Origin of the sequence: Gordonia insulae (assembly GCF_003855095.1) — a bacterium.
GTDB classification, from domain to species: Bacteria; Actinomycetota; Actinomycetes; order Mycobacteriales; family Mycobacteriaceae; genus Gordonia; species Gordonia insulae.
The window spans coordinates 902,751-914,596 of sequence record NZ_CP033972.1 but is presented as its reverse complement, the minus strand read 5'-3'; the positions used below and the strand labels follow the sequence as shown (position 1 = coordinate 914,596).

General features: G+C 68.8%; 12 protein-coding genes. 3 read left to right on the top strand and 9 right to left on the bottom strand.

What is annotated here, in order from left to right; all coding sequences use genetic code 11:
* The 9 genes from rpe to mihF all read right to left on the bottom strand — a co-directional run bounded on the left by rpe (position 1) and on the right by mihF (position 9,198).
* A complete protein-coding gene (gene rpe, locus D7316_RS04305) occupies positions 1–699 on the bottom strand; it encodes a ribulose-phosphate 3-epimerase (protein WP_408609966.1) in 699 nt (232 codons plus the stop codon).
* Between the two features lie 49 nt (positions 700–748).
* On the bottom strand, positions 749–2,110 hold the full coding sequence (locus D7316_RS04300) for an RsmB/NOP family class I SAM-dependent RNA methyltransferase (RefSeq protein ID WP_124707194.1): 1,362 nt from the start codon (positions 2,108–2,110) through the stop codon (positions 749–751).
* A complete protein-coding gene (gene fmt / locus D7316_RS04295; protein ID WP_124707193.1) occupies positions 2,107–3,051 on the bottom strand; it encodes a methionyl-tRNA formyltransferase in 945 nt (314 codons plus the stop codon). The genes D7316_RS04300 and fmt overlap by 4 nt, the downstream gene beginning before the upstream one ends.
* A 39-nt stretch (positions 3,052–3,090) precedes the next feature.
* Positions 3,091–5,034 carry a primosomal protein N' gene (locus D7316_RS04290; RefSeq protein WP_124707192.1) on the bottom strand — a complete coding sequence of 648 codons (1,944 nt, stop codon included), beginning with the start codon at positions 5,032–5,034 and terminating at the stop codon, positions 3,091–3,093.
* An 86-nt stretch (positions 5,035–5,120) separates the two neighbouring features.
* On the bottom strand, positions 5,121–6,332 hold the full coding sequence (gene metK / locus D7316_RS04285) for a methionine adenosyltransferase (protein WP_124707191.1): 1,212 nt from the start codon (positions 6,330–6,332) through the stop codon (positions 5,121–5,123).
* A gap of 204 nt (positions 6,333–6,536) precedes the next feature.
* Positions 6,537–7,814, bottom strand: a complete 1,278-nt coding sequence (gene coaBC / locus D7316_RS04280) for a bifunctional phosphopantothenoylcysteine decarboxylase/phosphopantothenate--cysteine ligase CoaBC (protein WP_124707190.1) — start codon at positions 7,812–7,814, stop codon at positions 6,537–6,539.
* 17 nt (positions 7,815–7,831) lie between these two features.
* The gene (rpoZ, locus tag D7316_RS04275; protein ID WP_124707189.1) at positions 7,832–8,131 is read right to left on the bottom strand and encodes a DNA-directed RNA polymerase subunit omega; all 300 of its coding nucleotides are present in this window, start codon (positions 8,129–8,131) and stop codon (positions 7,832–7,834) included.
* Between the two features lie 64 nt (positions 8,132–8,195).
* The gene (gmk, locus tag D7316_RS04270) at positions 8,196–8,837 is read right to left on the bottom strand and encodes a guanylate kinase (protein ID WP_124707188.1); all 642 of its coding nucleotides are present in this window, start codon (positions 8,835–8,837) and stop codon (positions 8,196–8,198) included.
* A 46-nt stretch (positions 8,838–8,883) separates the two neighbouring features.
* The gene (gene mihF, locus D7316_RS04265; protein ID WP_012834141.1) at positions 8,884–9,198 is read right to left on the bottom strand and encodes an integration host factor, actinobacterial type; all 315 of its coding nucleotides are present in this window, start codon (positions 9,196–9,198) and stop codon (positions 8,884–8,886) included.
* Between the two features lie 698 nt (positions 9,199–9,896).
* On the opposite strand from mihF, the gene D7316_RS04260 reads away from it, so the two are divergent.
* From D7316_RS04260 to D7316_RS04250, 3 genes are read left to right on the top strand one after another with little or no spacing between them, the layout of a single operon-like run.
* Positions 9,897–10,091 (top strand): hypothetical protein, encoded by a 195-nt coding sequence (locus D7316_RS04260; RefSeq protein ID WP_124707187.1) that lies wholly within the window; start codon positions 9,897–9,899, stop codon positions 10,089–10,091.
* Positions 10,088–11,296: a DUF6973 domain-containing protein gene (locus D7316_RS04255; protein ID WP_124707186.1), complete on the top strand. Its 1,209-nt coding sequence runs from the start codon at positions 10,088–10,090 to the stop codon at positions 11,294–11,296. Before D7316_RS04260 ends, D7316_RS04255 begins: the two co-directional genes overlap by 4 nt.
* Positions 11,297–11,330: 34 nt before the next feature.
* Positions 11,331–11,846: a hypothetical protein gene (locus tag D7316_RS04250; RefSeq protein WP_124707185.1), complete on the top strand. Its 516-nt coding sequence runs from the start codon at positions 11,331–11,333 to the stop codon at positions 11,844–11,846.

The following is an 11,846-nucleotide window of genomic DNA, read 5'->3' as shown; positions in this document are numbered from 1 at the left end:
TCAGCCCGCGGTGGCGCGAGCCGCCGCGGCCTGGTCGCGCAGGGCGGCGACCGCCGCACCCGGATCGTCGGCTCCGTAGACAGCAGATCCCGCGACGAAGCAGTCGATGCCCGCCTCGGCGGCCTGTTCGATCGTGTCGGCGTTGATGCCACCGTCGATCTCCACCAGCAGGCGAAGGTCCTCGGAGTCGATCACCCTGCGGATCGCGCGCGCCTTGGCCAGCACCTCGGGGATGAACTTCTGACCGCCGAAGCCGGGCTCGACACTCATGATCAGCAGGGTGTCGAAATCGCGCAGGATCTCGATGTAGGGCTCCAGCGGGGTGCCCGGTTTGATGCTCAACCCGGCCTTGGCGCCGGCCGCGCGGATGTCCCGCGCCACCGCGATCGGGTCGTCGGTCGCCTCCGCGTGGAAGGTGACGTTGTGGGCGCCCGCCTCCGCGTAGGGCGGCGCCCAGCGACCCGGATCCTCGATCATCAGGTGACAGTCCAGCGGGATGTCCGTCGCCTTGAGCAGGCTCTCCACCACCGGCAGGCCGAGCGTCAGGTTCGGGACGAAGTGTGCATCCATCACGTCCACGTGCAGCCAGTCGGCACGATCGGCGCCGGGCCCGGCCACCGCGCGGGCCTCGGCGCCCAGATTCGCGAAATCCGCGGAGAGGATGGACGGGGCGATCATCGGTCGGCCGGTGTCACACATGACCACAGATTGTAGGGACACGCCCGGGTCGGAGTCCGCCCGCCTCGGATCAGCGTCGAAGCGCCGCCAGGAACATCGCGTCGGTGCCGTGGATGTGCGGCCACAGTTGCACATGAGGACCGTCGCCGAGGTGATCGGCCGGCACCAGCTGCCGGGCGTCGATCTGCTCGACCTCCGGGTGCTGCCCGAGAACGTCCGCGATCACCTCGGTGGTCTCGGCCGGGTGGGGTGAGCACGTCGAATAGACCACCACGCCGCCCGGGCGCAGCAGACGCAGGGCTTCGGTGAGCAGTTCGCGTTGCAGCACGACGAGCTCGGCGACGTCCGCCGGTGTGCGACGCCAGCGGGCCTCGGGTCGCCGCCGAAGCGATCCGAGACCACTGCACGGCGCGTCCAACAGGATTCGGTCGTATCCCGGTGCCAGACCGCTCGCACGGGCGTCGGCCACGTGGACATCCACCGGCAGGTCGGCCACGACCTTGCGGATCAGGTCGGCCCGATGATCGGACACCTCGACGGCGTCGAGGCGGGCGCCGTCGATGTCGGCGATGGCGGCCACCAGCGCCGCCTTCCCACCCGGGCCCGCGCACATGTCCAGCCAGCGTCCGGAATCGTCGGTGACGTCGGCGACGGTGACGGCGCGCCCGACGAGCTGGCTGCCCTCGTCCTGCACCCCGGCCCAGCCGTCGCGGACCGCGTCGAGATCACCCGGGTCACCCCCCGGCAGGTAGACGCAGTACGGCGAATACCGGCCGACGTCACCACCGCTGGCGAGGGCGAGTTCCTCGGCGGTGATCATGCCGGGACGCGCGACCAGATGGACGGGCGGTCGCTCGTCGTCGGCGGCGAGAGCAGCCTGCAGCTGCCCCGCCGAGCCGCCGAGCGCATCGGCGAAGACGTCGGCGATCCAGCGCGGATGGGCATAGCGGAACGCGAGGTTCCCCACCAGGTCGTCGGCTATCGACGGTGCCAACTGGTCGACCCACAGATCCTCGTCGCGCTGGGAGATCTTGCGCAGCACGGCATTCACGAATCCGGCGGGTCCCATCCCCATCTCCGAACGGATGAGGTCGACGGAGGTGGACACCGCGGCGTGGGCGCCGATGCGGGTGCGCAGCAACTGGTAGGCCCCCAGGCGCAGGACGTCGAGGACGGCGCCGTCGATCTCGTCGACGGGCCGGTTGGCCGCCGCCACGATGACCGCGTCGAGCAGACCCTGCGCTCGAGCGGTGCCGTAGGTGAGTTCGGTCGCAAGGGCCGCGTCACGACCGGTGATCCGTCTCTCCCGCAACATCTTCGGCAGGACGAGATTCGCGTAGGCGTCGCGCTCACGAACGGCGCGCAGGGTGTCGCGGGCGGCCGCCCGGGCCGGGTCGACGGCTTTGTCCCGGGTCTCCGGAGAGCGTTTCACCGGACCACCATCCCATCGGTCAGTCGTGCACCACGCGCCCAGTCCGCGGCCGGCATCGCCTTCTTCCCGGGCGGCTGGACCCACGACAGGCGTACCGGCCCGGTCGCGGTCCCGACGTCGACTGTCCGTTTGGCCACGCGCAGCTCCCCCGGTGCCGGATTGACGCCGTCCTCGTCGACGGCGTCGGTGACCGGGGTGACCGGACCGACCTTGATCCGTGCGTCGTCGAGTGTGGTCCAGGCCCCGGGCGCCGGGGTGTGGGCCCGAATCCGGCGGTCGACGATGTGGGCGGGGAGTTCCCATCGGATCCGGGCATCGTCCACGTCGACCTTGGGTGCGTGACTGACTCCGGCCCCGGACTGGGCGACCGGGGTCAGCTCGCCCGATTCGATGCCGTCGAGCGTGGACAGCAGGAGATGCGCACCGGACTCCGACAGCCGTCCGAGCAGGTCACCGCTGGTGTCGGTTGCGGTGATCGTCTCGGTGATCACGCCGTAGACGGGTCCGGTGTCGAGACCTTCCTCGAGGCGGAACGTCGTCGCCCCGGTGATCTCGTCGCCGCCGGCGATCGCATGCTGGACGGGCGCCGCGCCGCGCCAGGCGGGCAGCACCGAGAAGTGCAGGTTGACCCAGCCGTGCGTCGGCAGATCCAGCAGCCCGGGTGGGACCAGCCCGCCGTATGCGACGACGGCGCCGCAGTCCGGGCGCCACGATCGCAGACGATCGAGGACGCCCGGGTCGGTGAGGCGCCGCGGGGTGATCACGTCGATCTGATGCTCGTCGGCGAGCGCGGCGACCGGCGAACGCACCAGCGAGCGCCCCCGCCCCGACGCGGCGTCGGGGCGCGACACGACGCCGACGACCTCATGCCGGGCGGAGTCGAGGAGCAATTGGAGCGACGACACCGCCACCTCGGGTGTTCCCGCGAATACGACCCTCATGCGACCCTCTCGTCGACGGACACTGGTGAGCCCGTGTGCTCATCCGATCGTAGGGGGATCGACCTGCACACGGATCGGCCCGGTCTCGTGGCGCGTGTTGCGCGTGATCTGCGCGGCGACCAGCGCCGCGGCCAGCCTCCGCCCTGCGCGTCGGTCGACGCGGAGCAGGACGCGTTCGGCGTCGTCACCGATGTCGTCGCCCGACCCGGCCGGCGGCCGGACCCCGGGCGGCAACGGCACCGGGCCGAGCCTCTCCCCGCCGTCGGGGAGTTCCACCGCATCCACGAACGCCGACACCGTGGCCGGCGCGCCGTCGATCGACGCCATCGTCACCGCAGGCGGAAAGCCCAGCTGGGCCCGCTGATCGAGCTCCTGTTCGGCGAAACCGACTGGGTCCCAACGGATCAGCGCCTGCACCGGTCCCAGTCCGGCGTCCGCGACGATGACCAGGGCGCCACCGGAGGCGTGCGGACGGACCAACGATCCGACCGCCATCCACCGCCGGACGGCCTCCTCCCCCGCCCGTAGATCAGCGCGGTCCAGTTGCGCCCAGGTGTCGAGGACGACCGCCGCGCCGTAGCCGTCGGCGGCGATCGGTTCGGCCCCCGGGGTGGCCACGACGATCCGGGCACCCGTCTCGATCTCGTCGACGACCGACGCGCCACCGGAGGTGGTGATGGGCACCCCAGGGAAGGCCCGGCCGAGCTCCTCGGCGGTTCGCCGAGCGCCGGTGGTCAGGGCGCGGACCTCGGTGCCGCCACACTCCGCGCACCGGAATCCGCGCTCGGGTCGACCACACCACCGACACGAGAGAGCACCGTGGTCGTCGAGTTGGAGTGGCCCGTGACATGTCCGACAGCGCGCATGCGCCCGGCACCGTGCGCAGGCCAGCGACGGGATGTAGCCGCGTCGCGGCACGCTGAACAGCACCGGCGCCCCGGCGGCGACGGCGGCTCGCGCCGCTTCGAACGCAACACCCGGAATGCGTGCGGACCGTGCCAGCGGATCTCCTGCGATCCGGCGATCCTCGGCGCTCAGCGCGAGCACCCGGGCGGTCCGGGTCCGGACGGTGGCGCGATCCGCGACCAGGTCGTGTGCCCAGCCGGCGGTGACCAGTGATTGCGCCTCGGTGCTGCGCGCGAACCCGCCGATGACGAGGGCGCATCGTTGTTGGTGTGATCGCAGCACCGCCACCTCCCGTGGGTGGGGGTACGGCGCGCGCGGTTCGTTCAGGCTGTCGTCGCCGTCGTCCCAGACGACGACCAAGCCGAGGTCGTGGACCGGGGCGAAGATGGCGCTGCGCGTCCCCAGCACCACATCGGCGGCACCACGTCGGACCGACAGCCAACGTCGGTACCTGGCCGTCGGACCGAGCCCGGCGGCCAGCGTGACGCATCGGTCGCCGAGCAGCGGTGTGCATGCGGCCTCGAGCCGGTCGAGGTCGCGCTGGTCGGGTACCACCACGATCGTGCCGCGGCCCGCCGCCGCCGCGGCGGCCGCCAGTTCCGCGAGACGGGCCGGCCAGTCCTCCCCCGCGGTGGCCTGCCAGACGGCGCGCGGTTGCCCCGAGATCATCGACGCGAGAAAGGATTCCGCGGCCGGGTAGGCCGACTCCCAGGCCGCGGTGTCGGGTGCGCTCGGGCGTGGGGACTCGCGTTCGGCGATCTCCTCTTTCTCGGTCCGGGCGTGTCGGGGCGGAATCGCGAGTCGGACGACATCCGACATGGTGCCGGCATATCGATCGGCGACCGCGCGGCACAACGCCGCCAGTTCGGGACCGAGGACCGGTTCCGGCGAGACGACCCGTTCGAGCCAGCCCAACTTCCCCGGATGATCGCTCTCGTCCACCCGGTCGAGGAGGAACCCGTCGACGAGGCGACCCGAGAAGCGCACCCGGACACGGACTCCCGGGATCGCCGCCTCATCCTGGTCGGCGTCGATCTGGTAGTCGAACGCCCGATCGAGATGTGCGAGCCCCAACATCGGCAGCACCTTGCCGATCGGACGCTGTGGTGCACGCAGGCGCGCACCACTCCGGGACGACACGGTCTGCGGCGGGGACGTGCGGCTCAGAGGCCCGCGGCGGCCCGCAACTTCTCGGCGCGGTCGGTACGCTCCCACGGCAGGTCGAGGTCGGTGCGACCGAAGTGCCCGTATGCGGCGGTGGGTCCATAGATCGGCCGCAGCAGATCGAGGTCACGGATGATCGCCAACGGACGGAGGTCGAACTCCTCGGAGATGACCTTCTCGATGACTGCGGGATCCACTTTCTCGGTGCCGAAGGTCTCGACGAACAGACCGACCGGCGCGGCCTTGCCGATCGCATACGCGACCTGGACCTCGATGCGGCCGGCCAGACCGGCGGCGACAGCGTTCTTGGCCACCCAGCGCATGGCGTACGCCGCGCTGCGGTCGACCTTCGACGGGTCCTTGCCGGAGAACGCGCCGCCACCGTGACGGGCCATGCCGCCGTAGGTGTCGACGATGATCTTCCGACCGGTCAGACCGGCGTCACCCATCGGACCGCCGAGGACGAACTTGCCGGTCGGGTTGACGAGCAACCGGACCTCCGAGGTGTCGAAGCCAGGCAACGCGAGGTCGGCGAGCACCGAGTCCAGCACCTTCGTGCGGATGTCAGGGGTGAGCATGTTCTCGAGGTCGATGTCGGCGGCGTGCTGGGTCGACACGACGACGGTGTCGAGGCGGACGGGCTTGTCACCGTCGTACTCGATGGTGGCCTGGGTCTTGCCGTCCGGACGCAGGTACGGAAGCACCCCGCTCTTACGGACCTCGGTGAGGCGGCGTGACAGGCGATGCGCCAGCGCGATCGGCACCGGCATGAGTTCCGGGGTTTCGTCGGTGGCGTAGCCGAACATCAGGCCCTGGTCGCCGGCACCCTGGCTGTCGATCTCGTCTTCCGAGATCCCGCTGCGGCTCTCGTGGGAGTTGAAGACGCCGCCGGCGATGTCGGGCGACTGTGCGCCGATGGCGACGTTGACGCCACACGACGCACCGTCGAAGCCCTTGGTCGACGAGTCGTAACCGATCTCGAGGATCTTGTCGCGGACGATGCCCGGGATGTCGACGTACGCGGTCGTGGTGACCTCGCCTGCGACGTGGACCTGGCCGGTGGTGACGAGGGTCTCCACTGCCACGCGGGCCTTCGGATCCTGGGCGAGCATGGCGTCGAGGATCGAGTCGCTGATGGCGTCACAGATCTTGTCGGGGTGACCCTCGGTGACGGATTCACTGGTGAACAGGCGTGACGCAGAGGTGGTCATCTGGTCCTCTCAGGCTCTCCGGGCCCCGTGCGGGCGCGCTGGCAGTCGTGACTGCCGTTGATTCATTGTGTCTGTTGAGCAATTGTCGCCACTGCTCAGGGGTCTCGCACGCCGGGATCCTCCCCGGTGAACGCGTTCCAAAGTACACACCGGCAACGACTACGAGGATGCCGCCCGTCGCTGGGCGCCCGGTACCGGTTCCGCTCAGTCGGTGCCGTGTTCATCTGGCACCAAGACGCGGACTTCGTCAAGGATTCGACTCGACATGAGCGTTTTGGATCCGAGCGGCAGGGCCGTCTCCGTGCCACTCGCGGACAGCAGCCACCCGGTGTTGTCCTCGGTGCCGAACGCTTTGCCGTCGCCCACCGCGTTGACCACCAGCAGATCGCACCCCTTGCGACGCAGCTTCGCGCGGCCGTGGTCGAGGACCCCACCCGTCTCGTCGCCGGTCTCGGCGGCGAAACCGACGATCACCGTGTGGCCCGGAATGCGTCCGGCGGCCCTGCTCTCGACGAGCCCCCGCAGGATGTCGGGGTTGGTGGTCAGCTCGATGGGGGCGGGCCCCGCCTCGCCCTTCTTGATCTTGGATTCGGCCACCGCCACAGGCCGGAAGTCCGCGACCGCCGCGGCCATGATGACGACGTCGGCCTCGGCTGCGCGCTTGGTCATCTCGTCGGACAGGTGTTGGGCGTTGGCGACACGGACGATCTCGACTCCCGCGGGATCGCCGGGATCGGCGGTCGAACCGGCGACCACGGTCACCGTGGCCCCCCGTTGCGCGGCGGCGCGGGCGAGCGCGAAGCCTTGCTTGCCCGAACTGCGGTTGCCGAGATAGCGGACGGGATCGAGGGGTTCGCGGGTGCCACCCGCGCTGATGACGACCCGGACACCGGCGAGGTCATAGGGCAGCGCCTCCGGGCGTTCGAGAAGGAGCTCACCGATCATCGCGATCTCCTGCGGATCGGGCAGTCGGCCGGGCCCGCTGTCGGTGCCGGTGAGCCGGCCCGAGGCCGGGGTCATCACGGTGGAGCCGTGTGCCCGGAGCGTCGCGACGTTGCTCTGCGTGGCCGGGTGTTCCCACATCTCGGTGTGCATCGCCGGCACGAACAGCACCGGACATCGAACGGTCAGCAGAGAGGCGGTCAGGAGGTCATCGGCCCTGCCCGACGCGGCGCGTGCCATCAGGTCGGCGGTGGCCGGCGCCACGATCACCAGGTCGGCACCCTGACCGAGACGGACGTGGGCGACCTGGTCGACGTCGTCGAACACATCGGTGCTGACCGGATTTCCCGACAGCGCCTCGAAGGTCGCGGCTCCGATGAACTTCAGCGCGGCCTGGGTGGGCACCACCCGGACCTCATGTCCGGCCTCGGTGAAATGTCGGATCACCGAACACACCTTGTACGCGGCGATGCCGCCGCCCACACCGACGAGGACCCGGCGGCGCGGTGTCCCCGGCGTGCTGGTGCGCGATGTCGTCATCCGCGCGCCCCGAGGTCTTATTCGCCTTCGGTGTGCTCGAGAAGGTCGGAGTGGATCTCGCGGAGTGCGATCGACAGCGGCTTCTCCTGCAGGCCCGGCTCGACCAGCGGGCCGACGTACTCGAGGATGCCGTCACCGAGCTGGTTGTAGTAGTCGTTGATCTGCCGGGCACGCTTGGCCGCGTAGATCACCAACGCGTACTTCGACGACGCGCGCTCGAGCAGCTCGTCGATCGGCGGGTTGGTGATACCCAGCGGGGTCTCATAGGCCGGTGCGTCGGCGATCTCGGTCACATCGAAATTCGTCTGGGTGCTCACGCAAACTCCTGCATCACTGTGCTCTGGTGCGGCGGCCTGTCGATCGGCAGGCCATCCGCTCTTCTCAAACGTCTGAGGTCGATTGTCGGGTTGGTGCCGACCATGGAGAAGGCTCATCGGACCCGACCAGCAAGGATACCAACTCGGAGGCCGCCCGGTCGACTTCGCGATTGACCAGCACGTGGTCGAACTCGTCCTGGGCGTCCATCTCGACACGTGCGGTCGCGAGTCTCCGGGCGACCGCCTCGGGCGTCTCGGTACCCCGCCCGGTGAGCCGCGACACGAGTTCGTCCCAGCTCGGCGGTGCCAGGAAGACGCTGATCGCCTCGGGCAACCGGCGCATCACGTTTCGCGCGCCGACCAGATCGACCTCGATCAGCACCGGAACACCGCGATCCATCGCGTCGAGCACGGGCTGGCGCGGCGTGCCCGATCGCTGCAGTCCACCGTGGATCTCCGCCCACTCCAGCAATTCGTCGGCCGCGATCATGTGATCGAAATCACTGCTGCTGACGAAATGGTAGTCACGGCCGTCCACCTCACCCGGCCGCGGTGCACGCGTCGTCGCCGAGACGCTGAAGTGCATCTCCGGCAAACGCTCACGGACCTTTGCGACCACGGTCGACTTACCCACGGCCGAGGGGCCGACCAGTACCACCGGTCGGCCCCTCGTGCGCTCGGATTCCGGCTGCGGTTCCGTAGTCACCGCCGGCCCTGTGTCATCGTCACGCGTGTCGTCGTCACCTGCTCGATCAGGAGCTGAACTTCTCGAGCAGGGCCTTGCGCTGGCGATCGCCGAGGCCACGCAGGCGGCGGGTCGGAGCGATCTCCAGTTCGGTCATGATCTCCTGCGCCTTGACCTTGCCGACCTTGGGCAGTGCCTCGAGCAGGGCTGAGACCTTCATCTTGCCCAGGATCTCGTCGTTCTCGGCGTCCTTGAGGACCTGCTTGAGGTCCGTACCGCCGCGCTTCAGGCGCTCCTTGAGCTCGGCGCGGGCCCGCCGAGCGGCAGCTGCCTTCTCCAACGCGGCAGCGCGCTGCTCGTCTGTCAACTGGGGAAGGGCCACGGGGTTCCTCCGTCTTTCGTGTCTTCGATTGGACTGTCATCAGTCGCCTCGCGGCTCCTGATGGCGGTTGGTCGCCGGCGCGACCGGGGGCGGTCGCGATCGGCGAACCGGCCACCGCCGCCGAATGGTGCGGCGAAAGCGACCGTACCCACGTGAGCAGGCATTTGCGAGTGCCACCCCCGGGAAACCCGGCGGAATCCGGTGCTGTAGCGTCCCGCGCCCTTGCAAGGTAGACCATCGGCCCGACAACGGTCGGCGTGGCGCTCTGACTACGGCGTTCGAAGGAAAACCGCAGGTCATCGACAACGCTGCCGCACACGTGTCGCCGCGCGCCGGATATCCCGGGCAAATCGCCTCCTGCCTGCACTGATACGCGTGTGACAGGAGTGGTGACCAGGAATTTCTCCGCGATCGGGCGCTGTGTCGCGCGTGTCGCGGGTCCTCCGGTGTCGATGCGCGGCGGGGTCGGGATCTCCGTCTATGCTCACGACCGGTCGAGGGAGATCCCGACAATGCGGGAACCGATCGGTCGTCCCGTGCGTCCAAGAATCCGGAGAACGACAAGACAACAGAGTCTGCGAATCGACACGAGGGGTGCGGGGGAAATGTACGTCGATCCACCACGCGTATACGGGCTGGCCAGATCCACCAGAGGGCGAGCCGACGAGATCAGGGCGCAATCACCGGTGGCGGGCGGCGTGTCAGCAGACGCGGGTGCCCAGGAGTCGGAGATCGCACGCGTCCTCAAGGACTCGGCACGCACCATCGACACGGTGTTGCGCTATCACACCGGACGCCTCGACCACTTCGCAGACCTCGCCGACCAGGGCGCGCGCGACTACGAACGCACCGACACCGCCAATGCGCACCGGCTCGTCGGGCCGGGCGGATGAGCGACGGCACGCGATACACGGTGGACGCCGTCCGGGCCTGGAACTTCTCCGGGGCACGCAGCGTCATCGATCACATCGACGCAAAGGGCTCGGCGGTGAAGCGCACCGCCGATGCGACGGCACGCGACTACGACTCCTCCACCGACTTCTGGCAGTCACAGGGTGGTGACGCAGCGCGGAATCTCTCCATGCTGCACACGAGCGATCTCGTCCGCTCCACGGTCGTGATGGAGACCATCGCGGAACGAGCCTCGTCGAAGCTGGACGAGATCCAGGGCCATATCGACGTCCTGAATGCGAAGGTCGGTGAGATCAAGGCCTCGGAGTATCAACTCGCCTACCGGCCGAACGGCGAGGTGTACTCGTTGAGATCGAATGCGGAGTGGGCCGACGAATGGGGATGGAAGACCCCGTTCAAGCTGGCCGACAAAGAAGGTGAGGAGCTGGGCTTCACTCTGGCGTTGCGCAACGCCCTGGCGCAGATCCAGACGATCGACCAGGCCGGCGCGGAGACGATCCGCGGGACCTTCGAGAGTCTGGCCCAGGGCGTCAAAGAAGGTGCCGTGCCGATGCCCGGCGATCCCCGGCTCCAGGAGATCCTGACCAGGTACCAGACCCACAAATCCAGCGGCCAGGCCACCCTGTGGCCCGACGGCACGCTGCTCGCGACGATCCGGGCGGTGCATCCCGACTTCGATCCCCGACTGATGACTCCCGAGGAGGTCGCCTCACTCGGACTGCTGCTGGCGCGTCAGGGGGCGAGTCCGATCGCCCAGGGCGAGGCCGTCTATCGCTGGTACGACGCCATGTCGAAAGCCGATCAGGTGGCGAAGGACCGATTCCCGCCGAACTCGCTCAACGACGGACACGGCGACGCTTTTCGGCACGCCTACTGGAATGCCCTGTTGACCAAGCAGTTCGGAGCGGAGTGGACGGCCCAGTACACCACTGCACACGAGGGACTCGGCGGGAACCCGGCGAACCGGGAGGCCATGGACCTCTACAACAACGAGATCGGACGCCATGTCGCACAAGCGAATCCGGATGCCAGCGCCGACGAACTCGCCGACCTCATCGCGGCGGAGGTCCGCGACGGCGGGACCGTTGTCATCGGCCAGGACGGTGCGATCGACTGGAGCAACCATGTCGAGACGGGTGACATCGGACTGCCCGGCACCGTCGGCGTTCCACTACCGGCCCACTGACATGTCGCGACGGGTGCGTCGATGTGCAGTCACCGTGACGACGGCGATCTTTCTGATGTCCGCCCTCGGTGGCTGTCTCGTATGGCCAAGTGCCGATGATGAGGACAACTGCACCTCCGAGTTCGACCCACGCACGGCGGGGGAACCCCTCGGATCGAGCGCCCGGATCGAGCGGGTCACGCTGGAGGCGGGCTCCACGGAGGGCATTTCCGTCACCCTCGGCGAGTTGACAGACAAGGCAGGCTGGACGCGTCGATACGACCGAATGATCCAGCAATTCGACGGGATGTCGGACACCGAGATCAACGAACTCGCGGGCACGCAGGGTATCTGCTGGGGCGTGCCGCACACCGAACCGACCGTGAGTGCCATGGGGTCATACATTTTCCTTCTCGGCCATACGCCGATCCAGGGTATGCGCTGGGACGCTGGACATAATGACACGATCAACTTCGGCGACACCCGCGGTGCAATCCGCCCTGACACGGTCCTGCGATCAAGCCCAGGACTCAACCCGCGCCTCGTTGTCGCCGGCACGCCCGAACAATAG